Source organism: Pseudomonas marginalis (genome assembly GCF_024169655.1).
GTDB classification, from domain to species: Bacteria; Pseudomonadota; Gammaproteobacteria; order Pseudomonadales; family Pseudomonadaceae; genus Aquipseudomonas; species Aquipseudomonas paraveronii.
This window is the reverse complement of the sequence record NZ_JALJWV010000001.1, coordinates 5,455,395-5,473,574: the sequence shown is the minus strand read 5'-3', so window position 1 is coordinate 5,473,574 and position 18,180 is coordinate 5,455,395. Positions and strand designations below refer to the sequence as shown.

Annotated in this window: 18 protein-coding genes; 4 read left to right on the top strand and 14 right to left on the bottom strand. The window is 61.8% G+C overall.

What is annotated here, in order from left to right; genetic code table 11:
• Positions 1 to 84: 84 nt before the first annotated feature.
• Positions 85 to 1,005: a S66 peptidase family protein gene (locus J2Y83_RS25205; protein ID WP_253399418.1), complete on the top strand. Its 921-nt coding sequence runs from the start codon at positions 85 to 87 to the stop codon at positions 1,003 to 1,005.
• 117 nt (positions 1,006 to 1,122) lie between these two features.
• Here J2Y83_RS25205 and J2Y83_RS25200 read toward each other — a convergent pair whose 3' ends face one another.
• From J2Y83_RS25200 to leuS, 5 genes are all read right to left on the bottom strand, one after another.
• Positions 1,123 to 2,448, bottom strand: coding sequence for a lytic murein transglycosylase (locus J2Y83_RS25200; RefSeq protein WP_253399416.1), 1,326 nt, complete (start codon positions 2,446 to 2,448; stop codon positions 1,123 to 1,125).
• A 61-nt stretch (positions 2,449 to 2,509) separates the two neighbouring features.
• Positions 2,510 to 2,674 (bottom strand): alternative ribosome rescue factor ArfA, encoded by a 165-nt coding sequence (gene arfA / locus J2Y83_RS25195; RefSeq protein ID WP_003176285.1) that lies wholly within the window; start codon positions 2,672 to 2,674, stop codon positions 2,510 to 2,512.
• 156 nt (positions 2,675 to 2,830) lie between these two features.
• Entirely contained in the window at positions 2,831 to 3,868 is a 1,038-nt protein-coding gene (gene holA / locus J2Y83_RS25190) for a DNA polymerase III subunit delta (protein ID WP_253399414.1), read from the bottom strand.
• Positions 3,869 to 3,907: 39 nt separating this feature from the next.
• Positions 3,908 to 4,513, bottom strand: a complete 606-nt coding sequence (lptE, locus tag J2Y83_RS25185) for an LPS-assembly lipoprotein LptE (RefSeq protein WP_253399413.1) — start codon at positions 4,511 to 4,513, stop codon at positions 3,908 to 3,910.
• An 89-nt stretch (positions 4,514 to 4,602) separates the two neighbouring features.
• Positions 4,603 to 7,209, bottom strand: a complete 2,607-nt coding sequence (gene leuS, locus J2Y83_RS25180; RefSeq protein WP_253399411.1) for a leucine--tRNA ligase — start codon at positions 7,207 to 7,209, stop codon at positions 4,603 to 4,605.
• Between the two features lie 262 nt (positions 7,210 to 7,471).
• On the opposite strand from leuS, the gene J2Y83_RS25175 reads away from it, so the two are divergent.
• Positions 7,472 to 7,789 carry a hypothetical protein gene (locus J2Y83_RS25175; RefSeq protein ID WP_253399409.1) on the top strand — a complete coding sequence of 106 codons (318 nt, stop codon included), beginning with the start codon at positions 7,472 to 7,474 and terminating at the stop codon, positions 7,787 to 7,789.
• Positions 7,790 to 7,897: 108 nt separating this feature from the next.
• Positions 7,898 to 8,659, top strand: coding sequence for a YdcF family protein (locus J2Y83_RS25170; RefSeq protein WP_253399407.1), 762 nt, complete (start codon positions 7,898 to 7,900; stop codon positions 8,657 to 8,659).
• A gap of 124 nt (positions 8,660 to 8,783) precedes the next feature.
• Here the strand turns inward: J2Y83_RS25170 and lnt are convergent, their stop codons facing one another.
• The 5 genes from lnt to miaB all read right to left on the bottom strand — a co-directional run bounded on the left by lnt (position 8,784) and on the right by miaB (position 14,160).
• Complete coding sequence (lnt, locus tag J2Y83_RS25165; RefSeq protein WP_253399405.1) at positions 8,784 to 10,307, bottom strand: apolipoprotein N-acyltransferase; 1,524 nt, start codon at positions 10,305 to 10,307, stop codon at positions 8,784 to 8,786.
• 8 nt (positions 10,308 to 10,315) lie between these two features.
• Positions 10,316 to 11,155, bottom strand: a complete 840-nt coding sequence (locus J2Y83_RS25160) for an HlyC/CorC family transporter (protein WP_253399404.1) — start codon at positions 11,153 to 11,155, stop codon at positions 10,316 to 10,318.
• Between the two features lie 42 nt (positions 11,156 to 11,197).
• On the bottom strand, positions 11,198 to 11,656 hold the full coding sequence (ybeY, locus tag J2Y83_RS25155; protein WP_253399402.1) for an rRNA maturation RNase YbeY: 459 nt from the start codon (positions 11,654 to 11,656) through the stop codon (positions 11,198 to 11,200).
• Positions 11,649 to 12,650: a PhoH family protein gene (locus J2Y83_RS25150; RefSeq protein ID WP_017848326.1), complete on the bottom strand. Its 1,002-nt coding sequence runs from the start codon at positions 12,648 to 12,650 to the stop codon at positions 11,649 to 11,651. The genes ybeY and J2Y83_RS25150 overlap by 8 nt, the downstream gene beginning before the upstream one ends.
• Positions 12,651 to 12,834: 184 nt before the next feature.
• Complete coding sequence (miaB, locus tag J2Y83_RS25145; protein WP_253399400.1) at positions 12,835 to 14,160, bottom strand: tRNA (N6-isopentenyl adenosine(37)-C2)-methylthiotransferase MiaB; 1,326 nt, start codon at positions 14,158 to 14,160, stop codon at positions 12,835 to 12,837.
• Positions 14,161 to 14,291: 131 nt separating this feature from the next.
• On the opposite strand from miaB, the gene J2Y83_RS25140 reads away from it, so the two are divergent.
• Entirely contained in the window at positions 14,292 to 14,618 is a 327-nt protein-coding gene (locus J2Y83_RS25140; RefSeq protein WP_003194436.1) for a DUF1820 family protein, read from the top strand.
• A 42-nt stretch (positions 14,619 to 14,660) separates the two neighbouring features.
• Here the strand turns inward: J2Y83_RS25140 and J2Y83_RS25135 are convergent, their stop codons facing one another.
• From J2Y83_RS25135 to J2Y83_RS25120, 4 genes are all read right to left on the bottom strand, one after another.
• Positions 14,661 to 15,215: a tetratricopeptide repeat protein gene (locus tag J2Y83_RS25135; protein ID WP_247403760.1), complete on the bottom strand. Its 555-nt coding sequence runs from the start codon at positions 15,213 to 15,215 to the stop codon at positions 14,661 to 14,663.
• Positions 15,216 to 15,439: 224 nt separating this feature from the next.
• A complete protein-coding gene (gene hemL / locus J2Y83_RS25130; RefSeq protein WP_253399398.1) occupies positions 15,440 to 16,723 on the bottom strand; it encodes a glutamate-1-semialdehyde 2,1-aminomutase in 1,284 nt (427 codons plus the stop codon).
• Between the two features lie 11 nt (positions 16,724 to 16,734).
• The gene (gene thiE / locus J2Y83_RS25125; RefSeq protein ID WP_253399396.1) at positions 16,735 to 17,364 is read right to left on the bottom strand and encodes a thiamine phosphate synthase; all 630 of its coding nucleotides are present in this window, start codon (positions 17,362 to 17,364) and stop codon (positions 16,735 to 16,737) included.
• Between the two features lie 18 nt (positions 17,365 to 17,382).
• Positions 17,383 to 18,180, bottom strand: coding sequence for a hydroxymethylpyrimidine/phosphomethylpyrimidine kinase (locus J2Y83_RS25120; RefSeq protein WP_253399394.1), 798 nt, complete (start codon positions 18,178 to 18,180; stop codon positions 17,383 to 17,385).

The following is an 18,180-nucleotide window of genomic DNA, read 5'->3' as shown; positions in this document are numbered from 1 at the left end:
CACTGCCTCTGGTGACTGAACCACCGCTATCGGGGGCAAGCCCCCTCCCACATTTCGTTCCGCGTTGATTAGGGAGAATCGTCGATGACCGCCGCCGTACCTGCATTGCGTTCTGAAGCTACCATCGGCCTGATCGCGCCCGCCGGCCCTGCCGCGCTGGACGTGGAAAAAGCCGGGCAATGGATGCGCGCCCGTGGCTATGAGCTACGCATCTTCCCCGGAGTATATGAACGCGACGGCTACCTGGCCGGCAGCGATGACGTGCGCCTGCGCGACCTGCACGCCGCCTTCGCCAACCCTGATATCGATGCGATCTTCTGCCTGCGCGGCGGCTACGGCACGCCCCGCCTGCTGGACCGCCTGGACTTCGACCTGCTACGCGCCAACCCCAAGCCTTTCGTGGGTTACAGTGATATCACTGCGCTGCACCTGGCAATCAACCGCTATGCCGGTTTTGTGACCTTCCACGGCCCGATGCTGAATGCCGACCTGCTCGGCGACAAGCAGCCCCCCACCGAGTTGTCGTTGTTCAACATGTTGCGCGGCCAGCTCGGTGCAGGCAGCGTGCTGACGCACCCGGCGGCCTACCCATTGACCACGATCGAGCCCGGTATCGCCTGTGGGCGCTTGCTCGGCGGTAACCTGTCGATGATCGCAGCGGTGATGGGGACGTCCTACGAACTCGATGCCGAGGGCATCATTCTGTTTATCGAAGACGTCAACGAGCCGATCTACCGCATCGACCGCTTGCTGACGCATTTGCGCCTGGCCGGCAAGCTGGCCCAGGTAGCGGGTGTACTGGTGGGGGACGTGGCGGGGGTGGATAACCCCGCGTTGGAGCGGCTGCTGAAGCAGACCTTCGAACCGCTACGCATCCCGGTACTGTCCGGCTGGCGCAGTGGGCATTGCGATCCGAACCTGACGCTGCCGATGGGGGCGTGGGTGCGGTTGGATGCGGGGGAGCAGCGGGTGGTGTTGGAGCAGGATGTGGTGTTCAACCGCTGAATCAAACCGCTATCGGGAGCAAGCTCCCTCCCACATTTGGACCGCGTACATCCTTTGAAATGCAGTCAAATGTGGGAGGGGGCTTGCCCCCGATAGCAGTAGTGGCCATAAGCCGATCTAACGGTTCTGCAACGACTCCAGCAACTTCACCGTCGGATAACCATCCGCCGGCCAGCCCAGTGACTGTTGCGCCGCACGGATCGCCTTGCGCGTGTTGGCGCCGATAATCCCGTCCGGGTTGCCCGCGTCATAGCCGTTGGCGCTGAGTACGGTCTGCAGATCAATACGCTGGGAACGACTCAGCGGCAGTTCATCTTTCGGCCAATCGCCCCGAATCACACCGCTTCCGCCGAAGCGCTCCGACAGCAGGCCCACGGCCAATGCGTAGGACGACGAATTGTTGTACTTGAGGATTGCGCGGAAGTTATCCAGCACCAGGAACGCCGGGCCACGGTAACCCGCCGGCAGCAACAGGGCGGCGGAGAGCTGGTCGACGTTAGGCGGCATGCTCGCCCCCGGCGGCAATTGGATGCCCAGTTTCAGCCAGTCGGCGACGGTCTTGCGCACGCCACCGTCGGCCAGGGCGTAATCAAAGTTGATCGGCAGTTGTTTGACTTCGAAGCCCCACGGCTGGCCTTTCTGCCAGCCGGAGCTTTGCAGGTAATGCGCGGTGGAGGCGAGGGCGTCGGCCGGGCTGTTCCAGATATCACGGCGACCGTCGCCGTCGAAGTCCACGGCGTGGGTGTTGTAGGTGGTCGGGATGAACTGGGTCTGGCCCATGGCGCCGGCCCAGGAGCCGCGCATCTGGTCGGCCTGGATGTCGCCGTGCTGGATGATCTGCAGCGCCGCGAGCAATTGCGCCTGGGCAAAGGCTGGGCGCCGACCTTCGTAGGCCAGGGTCGCCAGGGAGCGGATCACCGAGTTATTGCCCTGGAACTGACCGAAGTTACTCTCCATGCCCCACACCGAGACGAGCGCCTGGCGGTCGACGCCATAACGTTGCTCGATGCTTTGCAGGGTGTCGGCGTACTTGATCAACAGTGCCTGGCCATTACGCACGCGTACTGGTGACAGCGCGCCGTCGAGGTATTCCCACACCGGGCGGGAAAATTCCGGCTGGCTGCGGTCGGCGCGGATCACTGCCATGTCCGGGGTGATATTGGCGAAGGCCATATCAAAGACGGCTGGCGTAATCCCGGCCGCCAAGGCTTGCGCACGGAAACCGGCCTGCCATTCGGCAAAGGTCTGGGTGGGCTGGATGTCCAGGTTGTCCACGGCCAGCGGGGCCACGACAGCGGGTGCAACGACCGGTGCGGTCGACAGTGTTGGCAGGGGTTGAGCATCTGCGGCGGTGGGTTTTTCCGCGCAGGCGACAAGCAGAATGAGGCTGGAGGCAGCGATCAATTGGCGAAGGTGCCAACGACGGGAAAGACTAGAGGGCATGCACAGGTCCAGGGATTACAAATCAAGTGCTGACCTTATCATGCCGGAGGGCCGCTTGCCTTCAGGCAGCCAGAAAGTAAGAAGCCTCCCAGCTATTAGACTGGAAGGCTTCGCGGCGGTAGCTGCCTTTGCCCTTGCCGGCGCGTTCCTGACGGCTGCGGAACAGTGGCTGGGCGATGATGGATTTGGCCTTGTTGGGGCCATGCTTAGATGGCTTTTTGCTCATGATCGTTACTCTCTTCAGGTGGGATGCAGCGGTGCAAATCATCTGCCGAAGTCTGGCCGCTGTAAAGCCTGACAAATTTTTTGAAATGAAAACACCGCCAACATGTGGGAGGGGGCTTGCTCCCACATTGGTTTTGCAGTGTTTTTAAGAGGGGGGTTATTCGGCAGGTAATGTCAGGCGCTGGCCAGACATCAACAGTGACAAACGACTCAGGCTCATCCACGGCGAACCGGCTGCCTGGCCTTTGATTTGTGCATCGATGCGCTGGGCCTCCAGCAACAATTGCGCCCAGCGTTGTGCCGAGTGCCGTTGCAGGGCTTTGCTCATCAGCGGTTTGCGTTTGTCCCAGACCGGCGGCCGGGCCTGGCTGAAGCATTTGTCCAGCGGCGTGCCCTGGCTGTATTGCAGCGCAATATTGGCCAGCACCCGCAGCTCGCGAGCCAGCGCCCAGAGAATCACCGGCGGTTCCACGCCTTCACCGCGCAACCCTTCGAGCATGCGCAGGGCATGGGTGGGCTCGCCATTGAGGATGGCGTCCACCAGCCCGAACACGTCAAAGCGCGCACTGTCAGCCACCGCGCCTTGCACGGTTTCGACGGTGATCTGCCCGTCTTCGGCCATCAGCTTGAGCTTTTCGATCTCCTGGGCGGCGGCAAGCAGGTTGCCTTCGACCCGGGCGGCGATCAGTTCCACGGCGTCCTGCGTGGCCGACAGCCCGGATTGGGACAGGCGCTGACGAATCCACTGCGGCAACTGATTGCTGTCCACCGGCCAGATCTGGATGAACTGGGTCTGTGCCCCCTCCACCAGCGCTTTGCCCCACTTGGTTTTCTGCGCGCTGCCGTCGAGCTTGGGCAGGCTGATCAGCAACACCGTGTCTTCGGCAGGCCGCGAACAGTACTCGATGAAGGCCGCCGCGCCCTTGTCCCCCGGCTTGCCCGACGGCAGACGCAGTTCCAGCAGGCGTTTCTCGGCAAACAGCGACATGCTTGCGCCGGCTTGCAGCAGCGTGCCCCAGTCGAAACTGGCGTCGGCGCTGAACACCTGGCGTTCGTCGAAGCCTTGCTGGCGTGCGGCGGTGCGAATGGCGTCTGCCGCTTCCTGGCACAGCAACGGGTCATCACCGCTGATGATATAGACAGGCGCGAGAGCACCTTGCAGGTGTTTGGCGAGTTGGGCGGGGGCGAGTTTCATAGGCGCGATGAACGGGGCGCCTGGGGCGCCCCGTCTGGCTTAGTCTACAGGGACTTCAACAGGCGATTGTTTCGGCGTGTTGTTTTCGTACTCTTGCGCGGCTTTCAGGGCATCGGCGTCAGCCTTGGCCTTGTTGTCGGCAGCCTGTTGCAGGAGTTCCAGTTTTTCCGGCGTCAGCTGTTGCAGGCGCAGCATCACGCGCTGGACCAGTTCACGACGCATTTCTTTGCGCACCTGGGTCATTTCCGAGTCCGAGCCCACAAGGTTGTTGCCATCGTGGCTTACGACCTTTTGCACTTCGATCTTGTCACCCATCAACGGCAGATGGTCGCGGCCCTGCATTTCAAAAACCAACGAGGTGTTCAGCTCGATATCGGAGGCGCGGCCGGCGCTGGCGTAGCTGAGGTTACGCTGGGTTTCTTTCTCGTCTGCCAGGTACAGCTTGTAGGTCGCGCCGGTGTAGACATGCACGCCACTGTTTTCCAGTGTGTCGCGCAGTTGCACAACGGTTTCGCCATAGGCGTTGCGGGCGCTGACGTCCAATTCCTTGATGGTCAGTTCATTGGTGCCGGTACCGCGCAGCTGGAAGCCGCAAGCGCTCAGCAGCACAGCAAGGCCCATCACCAGCAAATTGCGTTTGATCATTTTATTGCTCCCCTTGAAACCATGCGGGCCTTATCGAGGCCCTGAAGGTTTAGTTCGGCGCAGTGCTCAAGCCCTGCGCCCGATCCGATTTAGCTGGCGACGATGTTGACCAGTTTACCCGGCACCACGATCACTTTGCGGATCGTCAGGCCTTCGGTAAAGCGCAGCACGTTCTCGTTGCAGCGCGCGGCCGCTTCGACGTCCTCGCGGCTGGCGCTGGCTGGCATGTCGATCTGGCCACGCAGTTTGCCGTTGACCTGGATCACCAACTGCAGCGTGTCCTGTACCAACGCGCTGTCATCCTGCACCGGCCAGCGGGCATCAATGACGGCATCGCTGTGGCCCAGGCGGTTCCACAGTTCATGGCTGATGTGCGGCGTGATCGGGGCCAGCAGCAGGGTGACCGTCTCGAGGCCTTCGTGAACCAGCGCACGATCCTGTTCGGTCACTTGTGGCGCTTTTTCCAGCACGTTCATCAGTGTCATCACCTGGGCGATGGCGGTGTTGAACTTGTGGCTCTGGCCCACATCCTGGCTGGCTTGCTTGATGGCCAGGTGGGTGCTGCGGCGAATGACTTTCTGCTCGTCGCTCAAGGCCGTCACGTCCAGCTTGCCCGGCAGGCCCTGGCTGACATGGGCGTGCGCCAGGCGCCAGACGCGCTTGAGGAAACGGTGCGAACCCTCGACGCCGGAGTCGGACCATTCGGCGCTCATGTCCGGCGGCGAGGCGAACATCATGAACAGGCGGCAGGTGTCGGCGCCGAACTGGTCGATCATCGACTGTGGATCGACGCCATTGTTCTTCGACTTGGCCATTTTCTCGGTGCCACCGATTTCCACCGGCAGGCCGTCGGCGATCAGCTTGGCGCTGACGACCTTGGCTTTGCTGTCGCGCTCCAACTCGACATCGGCCGGGTTGAACCAGGTGTAACTGCCATTGGCTTCGCGGCGGTAATACGTCTCGGCGATCACCATGCCCTGGGTCAGCAGGTTCTTGAACGGCTCGTTGGAGCTGACCAGGCCTTCGTCGCGCATCAGCTTGTGGAAGAAGCGCGCGTACAGCAGGTGAAGAATGGCGTGTTCGATACCGCCGATGTACTGATCCACCGGCAACCAGTGGTCGGCCGCCGATTTCTCGACCAGGCCGCCCTCGTAGTGCGGCGAGGCGTAACGGGCGTAGTACCACGAGGACTCGACGAAGGTGTCCATGGTGTCGGTTTCACGCTTGGCAGGCTGGCCGCATTTCGGGCAGTTGCACGCATAGAACTCGGGCATGCGCGCCAAAGGCGAGCCGGCGCCGTCCGGCACCACGTCTTCCGGCAGGACCACCGGCAACTGGTCTTCCGGCACCGGCACGTCACCGCAGGTCTCGCAGTGGATGATCGGGATCGGGCAGCCCCAGTAACGCTGGCGGCTGATGCCCCAGTCGCGCAGGCGGAACTGGGTGCGCGAGGCACCGAGGTTTTTCTTGATCAGCGCGACTTCGATGGCGTCGAAGGCGCCGGCGAAGTCCAGGCCGTCGAACTCGCCGGAGTTGATCAGCTCACCGTGCTCGCCGTAGGCGTCTTGCCACGGGGCTGGGTTGGTGTCGCCCGAGCTGGTGCGCACCACGGACTTGATCGGCAAGTTGTACTGGGTGGCGAATTCGAAATCGCGTTCGTCGTGGGCCGGCACGGCCATTACTGCGCCATCGCCGTAGTGCATCAGCACGTAGTTGGCGACCCATACCGGCAATTTTTCGCCGGTCAGCGGGTGCTCGACGAACAGCCCGGTCGGCAGGCCTTTTTTCTCCTGGGTGGCGACGTCGGCTTCAGCCACGCTGCCGCCTTTGCATTCGGCGATGAACGCCTGCAGCTCAGGGTTGTTCTGTGCGGCTTGGCTGGCCAGCGGGTGTTCAGCCGCGACGGCGACGTAAGTCGCGCCCATCAGGGTGTCCGGACGGGTGGTGAAGACTTTGAGGGTGCCCGCTTCGCCGATGGAATCGACGTTGTACGGGAACTGCACTTCCATACCCTTGGATTTGCCAATCCAGTTGCGCTGCATGGTCTTGACCTGTTCAGGCCAGCCCGGCAGGTCGTCGAGGCTCGACAAGAGTTCATCCGCGTAGGCGGTGATCTTGAAGTAGTACATCGGAATTTCGCGCTTTTCGATCAGCGCGCCGGAACGCCAGCCGCGACCGTCGATCACCTGCTCGTTGGCCAGCACGGTCTGGTCGATCGGGTCCCAGTTCACGGTGCCGTTCTTGCGGTAGATCACGCCTTTTTCGAACAGTCGGGTGAACAGCCATTGTTCCCAGCGATAGTAGTCCGGCTTGCAGGTGGTCACTTCGCGGGACCAGTCCACCGCCAGACCCAGGCTGCGCAGCTGGGTCTTCATGTAGGCGATGTTCTCGTAGGTCCACTTGGCGGGCGCTACGTTGTTCTTCATCGCGGCGTTTTCCGCCGGCATGCCGAAGGCGTCCCAACCCATGGGTTGCAGAACATTCTTGCCTTGCATGCGCTGGTAACGGGAAATCACGTCGCCGATGGTGTAGTTACGCACGTGCCCCATGTGTAGCTTGCCGCTGGGGTAAGGGAACATCGATAGGCAATAGAAGGTCTCTTTGCCTGGCTGTTCACTGACTTCAAAGGACTTTTGCTCGTCCCAGAAGGATTGGGCGGCATTTTCTATTTCACGGGGCTGATATTGTTCGTGCATGGCTACTTTTGAACTGAATAGGGGTGGCCTAATCCTCTTCGGTACATTGTCCGGGTCGAGCGACACCAAAAAGCGCCGCGTCCGTGCCCAAACCCTGCGGGAAGTGGAGTTACAGGAAGCGCCGTAGCATACATGACCCCACTCTATCGAGGGAAACCCTGATTGCTCGGTCGAGGCCGTCTGTCGCGGCGCCGGGCAGGCGCAGCCATGGGGGCTACGCTGTTTATTGGGGAGCAAGACTTATCTTCAATGAGGTGAGGGGATGGTGGAATCGCAGCGAATGTTATCTAAATCGGATGTTTACCAAGGACTCATCGACCGTTTGGGTCGAGCATTGGATGCAGCAAGTACAGCGGGCCGGTTGCGTGATGAACAGCCCGTCGAGTTGGAACTGCGAGGCTTGAGCCACGCGGAGATGGAACTGATCAAGGCTTACCTGGCAAGGAACGAACGCTTGGCTTCTGTCGGCGTGGCTTGCACGCCACCCAATGAGCCTGTGCGGTCGGCCAAGGTGGTGTGGCTCAAGGATGTGTCAGCCGCTCGCGGTCCGGAAAAACATCGGGCCGTGCGGTTCAAGTAATACATGCCCCCTTAGCTGCCTGATCATCGCTGACACTGCTTCGTTCTTGTAAAGATTGTCGCTAAACCCCGTTACACCTTAGGCTTCGGGCATCTATGGAGATGCTCGATGCCTATTCGTTATTTCATCAAACAATTGTTGCTGCCGCCCGGCATTCTCTTGCTGTTGCTGGCCCTTGCCTGGTGGTTTCGGCGCAGCCGCCCGCGCTTGGCCGGGTGTTGCTTTGCCCTCGGGTTGGGCGGGATGTGGCTGATGAGTCTACCGGTCATGGTGGAGTGGAGTGCTCGCGCCCTGGAGACGGCGCCGCCGTTGGCCCGGGAGGACTGGTCGAGCCTGGCCCAGCACGCCGATGCCATTGTGGTACTGGGTTCGGGGCGCGAGCGTGGGGACCCAGCCTGGGGTTCGGACCAGCCAACCGGCATCGGGCTGGAGCGTCAGCGCTACGCCGCACGATTGGCCAAGGCCTCCGGGCTGCCGGTGTTGACCAGCGGCGGTTTGCACTACGGTACGCCGCCTAGCGAGGCGGAGTTGATGGCGCTGTCGATGCGGGACGACTTCGCTGTGACGGTGCGCTGGAAGGAAGAGCGCAGCCGCACCACCTGGGAAAATGCACAGATGAGCGCCGAGATTTTGTTGCCCGAAGGGATCAAGCGCGTCGTGGTGGTGACCCAGGCCTGGCATATGCCGCGTGCGGTGTGGAGCTTTGAAAAAGCCGGTTTCAGCGTGGTGCCGGCGCCGGTCGGCTTCCTCGGCCAGGATAACGCCCGGCCGCTGGGTGGCTGGATGCCGGAGTTCAAGTCGGTGTGGCAGAGCGGGCAGTTGCTCAATGAGGCGGTGGGGCAGGTGGGGTATCGGTTGTTCTACCGATAGCACCGCAAATCAAAATGTGGGAGGGGGCTTGCCCCCGATTGCGGTGTATCAGTATCAAATCTACTGACTGACACACTGCTATCGGGGGCAAGCCCCCTCCCACATTGGGTTCGGTTTGATTCTGTTAGACGGTTTTGGACATCCGGCCGGCCAACAGCGCCCAACCAAACAACACCAGGCACACCACGATCAGCGGCCACGACCGCCATTGCAGATACGGCGTGAGGTTGTGCATCGGCACCACTTCGCCGTAGAGGATACCGCGCTCGAACTGCGGGATCTGCGCGGTGATCTGCCCATACGGGTTGATCAGCCCGGTCACGCCGTTGTTGGTGGCGCGGATCATCCAGCGACCGGCTTCCAGCGCACGCATCTGCGCCATTTGCAGGTGCTGCAACGGGCCAATGGAGGTGCCGAACCAAGTGTCGTTGCTGATGGTCAGCAGCAGGTCGCTTTGGGCTGAGAGGCTGGCGGCAAATTCGGGGTAGACCACTTCATAGCAAATGAACGGCGCGATCTGATAGCCCTTAGCCTGCAGCATCGCCTGGTCGGACGGGCCGCGGGCGAAGTCCGACATGGGCAGGTCGAAGAAGGCAATCAAGCCGCGCAGCATGTCTTGCAGCGGCACATATTCGCCGAAGGGCACCAGCTTCTGCTTGAGGTAGGTGCCGTCGCCTTCGCCCATGACGGTGATGCCGTTGAAGTAGCGCTTCTGGTGATGCACTTCCTGGCGAATCGGCACGCCGGTGATCAGCGCGGTGTGCCGCTCGGCGGCGAACTTGCCCATCATTCCGAGGTAGCCCTCGACGGAGTCCTTGAGCACCGGCACGGCCGTTTCCGGCCATACCAGCAGGTCGACGCGCTTGGAGCTGAAGCTCATGTCGCGGTACAGCGCCAACTGCGCATTGAGCTGCTCGGGGTCCCACTTCATGCTTTGTTCGACGTTACCCTGGATCGCCGCCACGCTCAGCGGGTTGCCGGACGGTGAAGTCCAGGCGTGATGCTTGAGGGCCAGGCCGATGGCCCAGGGCGCTACCAGCAGCAACAGGCCGGCGCCGATGAAGGCATTGCGCTTGGTCGCCAGCAGGCGCGGCAGGTTGCACAACACGGCGGCGGTCAGGGCCAGGGCGAAGGAAATCAGCCACATTCCGCCCAGCGGCGCGAGGCCGGTGAGGGGGCCATCGAGTTGACTGTAGCCGGAGTACAACCAGGGAAAACCGGTCAGGAACCAGCCACGGAACGCTTCTTGGCCGACCCACAATGCTGCAAATGTCAGGGCATCGGCCAATGGCGCTTCATTGCGGCGCAGCCAGCGCGCCCACAGCCAGGCGGGCAGGGCGAAGAACAAGGCAATGGCGGCGGTGAACGCCAGCATCAGCAAGCCGGCCAGCAGCACCGAAGCGCCGCCGAAGTGGTGGATGCTGTAGTAGATCCAGCTAGTGCCAGCGCCAAACAGGCCGAAACCGAAACACCAGCCACGGCCGAGGGCTTGGCGTGGGGTCAGTTCCCGCAGCCCGATATAGAACAATCCGACTGCCACCAGCGCAAACGGCCACAGATCGAACGGCGCCAACGCCAGGGTGGTGATGGCGCCGGCCACCACGGCCAGCAAGTTACCGGGCCAGCCGGGAGCGATGAAACGGCGCATGTCAGTCCTTAACGGGCAATAGGTGTCAGGCGAATCAGATGAATCCGGCGGCTGTCGGCATTCAGGATGCGGAAGCGATAAGCGCCGATCACGGTGGTCTCGTTACGCTTAGGCAGGTGCCCGAACGCACTCATCACCAGGCCGCCGACGGTGTCGAACTCGTCGTCGGAGAATTCGCTGTCGAAGAACTCGTTGAAGTTCTCGATTGGCGTCAGCGCCTTGACCAGGAAATCACCGCTCGGCAGCGGCTTGATGTAGCTGTCTTCTTCGACGTCGTGCTCGTCTTCGATATCGCCGACGATCTGTTCCAGCACGTCTTCGATCGTCACCAGGCCCGCGACGCCGCCGTACTCGTCAATCACAATGGCCATGTGATTGTGGTTGGCGCGAAACTCGCGCAGCAGCACATTCAGGCGCTTGGATTCCGGGACGAAGGTGGCCGGGCGCAGCAGGTCCTTGATGTTGAAGCTGTCGCCGTTCTCCTTGAGGATCAGCGGCAACAGGTCCTTGGCCAGCAGGACACCCATGACGTCGTCATGGCTTTCGCCGATCACCGGGTAGCGCGAGTGCGCCGAGTCGATCACGGCCGGGAGGAATTCCCGTGGGGTCTGGGGCGCCTTGATGCTGATCATCTGCGAACGCGGGACCATGATGTCCCGAACTTGCAGGTCAGCCACCTGGATGGCGCCTTCGACGATGGCCAGCGCTTCGCTGTCCAGTAACTTGTTCTGATGGGCCTCGCGCAGCAGCTCCAGGAGCTCCTGGCGGTTTTTCGGCTCATGGGCAAAAGCCTGGGTCAGTTTGCCCAGCCATGACTTTTGCCCGTTGCTCGATCGGTCTTCGCTCATAGCGATTACTCTAAATCCTTTGATGTTTCAGTTGAGTGTTAATCAGTTTTCGTCATCTGCATACGGATCAGGGTGACCCAATTCTGCAAGCAACGATCGTTCCAGTGCTTCCATTTCTTCGGCTTCGTCATCGTCTATATGGTCGTAACCCAAGAGATGCAAGCAGCCGTGGATGACCAGATGAGCCCAATGGGCCTCAAGGGCCTTGCCTTGTTCCTGCGCTTCACGTTCGACGACTTCGACGCAGATCACCAGGTCGCCCAGCAGTGGGATATCCAGTAGCTCGTCGGGTACGTCGGCGGGGAAGGACAGCACGTTGGTCGCGTAATCCTTCTGGCGCCAGGTGTGATTCAGTTCGCGGCCTTCGGGTTCGTCCACCAGACGGATGGTCAGCTCCGAGTCGGCGGTGCGCTGGCGCAGGGCCAGGGTGCACCATTGACGGAACTGCTCTTCACTGGGGGCGTGCGCGTCGGTTGCCAGTTGCAGGTCAAGCTCAAGCATCGCGGCGGGTGTCCTTGGCTGGGGCGTCGTCGCGATGTTCGAAGCGCTCGTAGGCTTCGACAATGCGCTGGACCAGCGGGTGGCGGACCACGTCCTTGGGCATGAAGTGCGTGAAGCTGATGCCTGGCACGTCTTTGAGCACCTCGATCACCTGGGCCAGGCCCGACTTGGTGCCCTTGGGCAGGTCGACCTGGGTGACGTCGCCGGTGATCACGGCGGTGGAGCCGAAACCGATACGGGTCAGGAACATTTTCATCTGCTCGACGGTGGTGTTCTGGCTTTCGTCGAGAATGATGAAACTGTTGTTCAAGGTCCGGCCGCGCATGTAGGCCAGCGGTGCGATTTCGATCACCTGACGCTCGATCAGCTTGGCCACGTATTCAAAGCCGAGCATCTCGTAGAGTGCGTCGTAGAGCGGGCGCAGGTATGGGTCGATCTTCTGGGCCAGGTCGCCGGGCAGGAAGCCGAGCTTTTCGCCGGCCTCGACCGCCGGGCGTACCAGCAGGATGCGGCGCACTTGCTCGCGCTCCAGGGCGTCGACCGCGCAGGCCACGGCCAGGTAGGTCTTGCCGGTACCGGCGGGGCCGATGCCGAAGTTGATATCGTTACCGAGGATTTCTTTGACGTAGCGCTGCTGATTCAAGCCGCGTGGGCGAATCATGCCTTTTTTGGTGCGCAGGGCCACGCTGGCTTCGGCCACCGGGTTGTTGGCCAGGTCTTCCACGGCAGACTCCTGCAGGTACAGGTGGACCGTCTCCGGCGACAGCTCACTACCCTTGGTTTCGCGGTAGAGGCGGCGGAGCAGGTTTTCTGCAGACGTGGTGTGCTGGGGTTCACCAATCAGCTCGAATTGATTGCCGCGGTTGCGGATCTCGATGCTCAGGCGTTGTTCGATCAGGCGCAGGTGCTCGTCGAACTGTCCGCACAGATTGGCGAAACGGCGAGCCTCAAACGGCTCGAGGAGAAAACGATGGGGTTCGATGGGTGCGTTCAAGGTCGCTTTTAGCCGCCCTTTGGCTGTTGAGGTGAAAGAGAGGATAACGCCACGCGCCAGTGTGCGAAAGCACTTATCCAACCCGATCCAGTGTGGGAGGGGGCTTGCCCCCGATAGCGGAGTGTCAGGCAGCTCATGTGCTGCTGATGTACCGCAATCGGGGGCAAGCCCCCTCCCACATTTATTACACCAGAGACCCACGCAACGAGTGCGGTTGCGCCGCATCGATGTGGACATCGGCAAACTGGCCGATCAGGGTCGGGTTGTCGCAACGGAAGTTGACGATGCGGTTGTTCTCGGTGCGGCCTTGCAGTTCGCCCGGGTCTTTCTTCGAGTAGTCGGTGACGAGGATGCGCTGGGTAGACCCCACCATTTGTCGGCTGATCTCGAAGCCCTGCTGATTCAGGCGATGCTGCAGGGCGTTCAAACGCTCTTTTTTCAACGCTTCCGGGGTGTCATCGGCCAAATCGGCTGCCGGGGTGCCGGGGCGCTGGCTGTAGACGAACGAGTAGGAAAAGTCGAAACCGACGTCTTCAATCAGCTTCATGGTTTGCTGGAAGTCTTTCTCGGTCTCGCCGGGGAAGCCGACGATAAAGTCCGAGCTGATGCAGATGCCCGGCACTGCCGCACGCAATTTGCGCAGTTTGGATTTGTACTCCAGGGCGGTGTGGTTGCGTTTCATTGCCGACAGGATGCGGTCCGAACCCGATTGCACCGGCAAGTGCAGGTGCTTGACCAGTTCCGGCACCTCGGCATGGGCCTGGATCAGGCTGTCGGAGAATTCCAGCGGGTGTGAGGTGGTGTAGCGAATACGCTCGATGCCATCCACTGCGGCGACGACACGGATCAGCTCTGCGAGGTCTGCCAGACGCCCGTCCTGAGTCTGGCCGCGATAGCCGTTGACGTTCTGGCCCAGCAGGGTCACTTCGCGCACGCCGTTTTCGGCCAGGTGGATGATTTCTGACAGCACATCGTCAAACGGCCGGCTGACTTCTTCACCACGGGTGTAGGGCACTACGCAGAAGGTGCAGTACTTACTGCAACCTTCCATCACCGACACGTAGGCGCTCGGCCCATCGATGCGTGGCTCGGGCAAATGGTCGAATTTTTCGATTTCCGGGAATGAGACGTCGACCTGAGGCAGCTTGGTGAGGCGCGCAGCGTCGATCATTTCCGGCAGGCGGTGCAGGGTTTGCGGGCCGAAGACCACATCCACGTAGGGCGCGCGGTCGCGGATGGCGGCGCCTTCCTGGCTGGCGACGCAACCGCCGACGGCGATCACCATCTCCGGGTTGGCCAGTTTCAATTCGCGCCAGCGGCCCAGCTGCGAGTACACGCGGTCTTGGGCTCGTTCGCGGATCGAGCAGGTATTGAGCAGGATCACGTCGGCATCTTCGGCGCGAGCGGTGACTTCCAGGGCCTGATGTTCACCCAGCAGATCGACCATGCGCGAGCTGTCGTACTCGTTCATCTGGCAACCGTGGGTTTCAATGTAGAGCTTCTTGGCCATGGGAATCGTCAACTGGTGGTAAAGAACCGCGCATTATAGGGGTCATGTCCATCGGTTCCTAGCACTGTGCATCGGGCGCCATGCTATAGTTCGCGCCCTCTTTTAAATCCCCGATGTGTTCCCCGCCCACCATGACCAAACGTGAAGCTCCAATCTACAAGGTGATTTTCCTCAACCAGGGCCAGGTGTTCGAAATGTACGCCAAGCAGATCTATCAAAGTGATCTGTGGGGCTTCCTGGAAGTGGAAGAGTTCGTCTTTGGCGAGCGCACACAGCTGGTCGTCGACCCGGGCGAAGAAAAACTCAAGGCCCAGTTCGAAGGCGTGGTGCGCAGTTTTGTGCCGATGCATTCGATTGTGCGCATCGATGAAGTCGAGCGCCTGGGTACGCCGAAGATCAGCGAAGCCCGTGGCACGAGTAATGTCATGCCGTTTCCGATGCCGATGCCTGAGAAGTAAGGCGTTTGCGGCGAGGGGGAAAGCGCTCTCGCCACCGGTCGATCAGGGCAGGGGCGAGAACGGCGAACGCCCATCCGCGCTCTGCAGTTCCTGCAGGTAGTTGCGGAAGATCTGGCCCAGCACCTGGGTCGCCAGTTCCAGTTCATCGCGCTGCATGTGCTCGGCGACTTCGTCGGCCGTGTCCAGCGCGTCCTCGGCGCCGTTGACCGCGGCCATTTTCAGCACGATATACGCCTGGACGTTATTGGCCGGCACGCCTTCACCATGGAAGAACATGGTGCCCAGCTGGAATTGTGCCTGGGCGTGGCCCTGCAGCGAGGCTTTCTCGAAGTAGTTCAACGCTTTGTTGAGGTCGCGCGCGGGGTTCTTGCTGTCGTGGTAGTACTCGCCCAACTCGTATTGCGCCTGCGCATCCCCGCCGTCGGCCTGTTTATGGCACGCGCTCAGCGCTTCGGCCTGGCTGTCTGGCTGGGTATTGAGGGTGCAACGACCCATCGCTGGGATTAACAACGAGTTGCCGCCTGCTTGTGCATGTGCCAGCAGCGGCTGAAGGAGCAACAGGCAGCCCAGGACCAGGGTGCGGCCGGTGCGTTTCATGGGAATCGACTTACCTCTGACGGGGCGCGCGGACCCTCGGGGGTCCAATAAGCGCGCATTATGAAATAAGCAGGCCTCTGCTTACAAAGTCTTTACTCGTTTTTCTGCTGCTTAGGCAAGTTATCTGCCGGATTGCAGGAGTTTTCTCGAAAAAGTTAGGAAAAATCTGTAAGCAAAGTAGCAAATCTGACGCCGCCCGGGGCCGCGTCAGATTTTTGTGTCAGTTATTTCAGTGCGGCGAAAGCGCGTTCGGCAGCGTCCAGGGTCAGTTTCAACTCGGCGTCGCCATGGGCGATCGAGGTGAAGCCGGCTTCAAAGGCGCTCGGTGCCAGGTACACGCCGCCATCCAGCATCAGGTGGAAGAAGCGCTTGAACAGGTCGGCGTCGCTGCCCATCACGTCCTCAAAGGTGACGATATTGTCGGCACCGCTGAAATACAGGCCGAACATGCCGCCTGCTTGCGTAGTGACAAACGGAATGCCGGCGGCATCGGCGCGCTGTTGCAGGCCGTCGAGCAGGCGGGAGGTGTAGTCGGTCAGCTCGGCGTGGAAGCCCGGGCGGCTGATCAGACGCAGCGTGGTCAGGCCGGCGGCCATGGCCAGCGGGTTACCGGACAAGGTGCCGGCCTGGTACACCGGGCCCAGCGGCGCGATGTGCTGCATGATTTCGCGCTTGCCGCCGAAGCAGCCCACCGGCATGCCGCCGCCGATGATCTTGCCGAAGGTGCTCAGGTCCGGCGTCACGCCGTAATGCGCCTGGGCGCCACCGAGGGCCACGCGGAAACCGGTCATCACTTCGTCGAAAATCAGCACCACGCCGTGCTTGTCGCATTGCTCGCGCAGGCCTTCGAGGAAGCCCGGGGCCGGCGGTACGCAGTTCATGTTGCCAGCGACCGGTTCGACGATGATGCACGCCACTTCCTCGCCGACTTCATTGAGCATCTGCTCGACGGCCGCGATGTCGTTGAACGGCAGGGTCAGGGTATGTTTGGCGAATGCCGCCGGCACACCGGCCGAGCTTGGCACGCCTTGGGTCAGCAGGCCGGAACCGGCTTTCACCAGCAGGCTGTCGGAGTGACCGTGGTAGCAACCTTCGAATTTGATGATGCTGTCGCGACCGGTGAAACCACGGGCCAGGCGAATCGCGCTCATGGTGGCCTCGGTGCCGGAGCTGACCATGCGCACCATCTCCATCGACGGCACGATCGCGCAGACCAGATCGGCCATCTCGGTTTCCATCGCGGTCGGGGCGCCGTAGGACAGGCCGTGTTCCAGTTGCTTGCGCACCGCATCCAATACGTCGGGGTGGCTGTGGCCGAGGATCATCGGCCCCCAGGAACCTACGTAATCCACATAGCGCTTGTCGTCTTCGTCGGTGACGTAGGCGCCTTCGGCATGCTTGAAGAACAGCGGCGTGCCGCCCACGCTCTTGAACGCACGCACGGGGGAGTTCACACCACCGGGGATGTGTTTCTGGGCATTGGCAAACAGGGTTTCGGAACGGGACATGATCGGGCTCTCTAAACTGAATATTTAAGAAGATCGTTGAAGGCGCGGGCGCGGCGCGTGACTTCCTGGGTGCTGTCGGCACCAAACAGGCCGTGGACCACCGCGAGCAGGTCGGCACCGTGGGCCACCAGCGGTTCGGCATTCTCCAGGGTGATGCCACCGATCACGCAGATCGGCAACTGCAAGCGCGCGCGGGCCTGGGCCAGCATTTCGACGCTGGCGGCGGGGGCGCCGGGCTTGGTGCTGGAGTTGAAGAAGCGGCCGAAGGCGACGTAGCTGGCGCCTTCTTTCGCGGCCTGCTCGGCCAGTTCGATCTGGCTGTGGCAGGTGGCGCCGATGATCGCCTTGGAGCCCAGCAACGCACGGGCTGTGGTCAGGGGGCCATCGGTCAGGCCCAGGTGTACGCCGACGCCCAGGCGCGCGGCCAGCTCGGCGTCATCGTTGATGATCAGTCGGGTCTTGTAGCGCGAGCACAGTTCCCGCAGCTTTTCAGCTTCACGCAGACGCCGGGCCTCGTCGCTGCTTTTGTCGCGGTACTGCAACAGGGTCACGCCGCCATCCAGCGCCGCTTCGACGTAGGCGAGGAATTTGCCGGCCAATAATTGGCTGTCGGTAATGGCATAAAGGCCACGTAGTTTCATCGGGCAGGCCTCTTGGTGTTACGAGCAGAAATCCAGCGGCAGCCGGCGAGGCACGAACTGGCCCTGGCCGAGTTGTTCGGCGTCACGCAGGGTGCGCCAAGTGTAGTTGAGGGCCGATTGCACGGCGCTGACCAGGCCTTCACCCTGGGCGATCCGGCCCGCCAGCGCGCTGGCCAGCGTACACCCCGAACCGTGATAGCTGCCGGGCAGGCGCTGGCAGGTAAAGGTCTGGCGCGTGCCGTCGCGGCTGTATAGGCGGTTGTGGACTTGATGCTCATCGCCATGGCCGCCGGTAATCAGCAGGTGCTTGATAAACGGCAACAGTTTTTCAGCGCATTCGTCCGCCGTGCCCTCAGGCAGTTCGGCAAGGATGCGCGCTTCGGGCAGGTTGGGCGTGGCGATCAGCGACAGCGGCAACAGCCGCTCGCGCATGGCGTAGCCGACTTCGTCCTTGCCCAGGCTGCCACCGCCGCCGGCGCGCAGCACCGGGTCGCACACCACCGGCAAGTGCGGGTGCGCCTGCAGCAGTTCGACCACGGTGTCGACCATCGCGGTGGAACCGAGCATGCCCAGCTTGACCGCCGCCACTTGCGAATCGCCGAGTACGGCATTGGCCTGGGCCAGCACCCACTCGCGGTCGAGCACGCGGAAATCGCTGACATTGACGGTGTTCTGCACCGTCAGCGCGGTAACGGCCGGAGCCGCATGGCAACCCTGGGCGAGCAGGGCTTCGATATCTGCCTGCAAGCCGGCGCCACCACTGGGATCATGGCCGGAGAGACAGAGGACAACGGGGCGAGAGCTGTAGATATTCAT

Bases quoted from the DNA above. Each gene is read 5' to 3' on its own strand.
- J2Y83_RS25140 (WP_003194436.1), top strand. From the start codon at position 14,292: ATGACCAAACGTGAAGCTCCAATCTACAAGGTGATTTTCCTCAACCAG.
- J2Y83_RS25135 (WP_247403760.1), bottom strand. From the start codon at position 15,215: ATGAAACGCACCGGCCGCACCCTGGTCCTGGGCTGCCTGTTGCTCCTT.
- hemL (WP_253399398.1), bottom strand. From the start codon at position 16,723: ATGTCCCGTTCCGAAACCCTGTTTGCCAATGCCCAGAAACACATCCCC.
- J2Y83_RS25205 (WP_253399418.1), top strand. From the start codon at position 85: ATGACCGCCGCCGTACCTGCATTGCGTTCTGAAGCTACCATCGGCCTG.
- holA (WP_253399414.1), bottom strand. From the start codon at position 3,868: ATGAAACTCGCCCCCGCCCAACTCGCCAAACACCTGCAAGGTGCTCTC.
- lptE (WP_253399413.1), bottom strand. From the start codon at position 4,513: ATGATCAAACGCAATTTGCTGGTGATGGGCCTTGCTGTGCTGCTGAGC.
- J2Y83_RS25160 (WP_253399404.1), bottom strand. From the start codon at position 11,155: ATGAGCGAAGACCGATCGAGCAACGGGCAAAAGTCATGGCTGGGCAAA.
- lnt (WP_253399405.1), bottom strand. From the start codon at position 10,307: ATGCGCCGTTTCATCGCTCCCGGCTGGCCCGGTAACTTGCTGGCCGTG.
- ybeY (WP_253399402.1), bottom strand. From the start codon at position 11,656: ATGCTTGAGCTTGACCTGCAACTGGCAACCGACGCGCACGCCCCCAGT.
- thiE (WP_253399396.1), bottom strand. From the start codon at position 17,364: ATGAAACTACGTGGCCTTTATGCCATTACCGACAGCCAATTATTGGCC.
- J2Y83_RS25175 (WP_253399409.1), top strand. From the start codon at position 7,472: ATGGTGGAATCGCAGCGAATGTTATCTAAATCGGATGTTTACCAAGGA.
- J2Y83_RS25200 (WP_253399416.1), bottom strand. From the start codon at position 2,448: ATGCCCTCTAGTCTTTCCCGTCGTTGGCACCTTCGCCAATTGATCGCT.
- arfA (WP_003176285.1), bottom strand. From the start codon at position 2,674: ATGAGCAAAAAGCCATCTAAGCATGGCCCCAACAAGGCCAAATCCATC.
- leuS (WP_253399411.1), bottom strand. From the start codon at position 7,209: ATGCACGAACAATATCAGCCCCGTGAAATAGAAAATGCCGCCCAATCC.
- miaB (WP_253399400.1), bottom strand. From the start codon at position 14,160: ATGGCCAAGAAGCTCTACATTGAAACCCACGGTTGCCAGATGAACGAG.
- J2Y83_RS25170 (WP_253399407.1), top strand. From the start codon at position 7,898: ATGCCTATTCGTTATTTCATCAAACAATTGTTGCTGCCGCCCGGCATT.
- J2Y83_RS25120 (WP_253399394.1), bottom strand. From the start codon at position 18,180: ATGAATATCTACAGCTCTCGCCCCGTTGTCCTCTGTCTCTCCGGCCAT.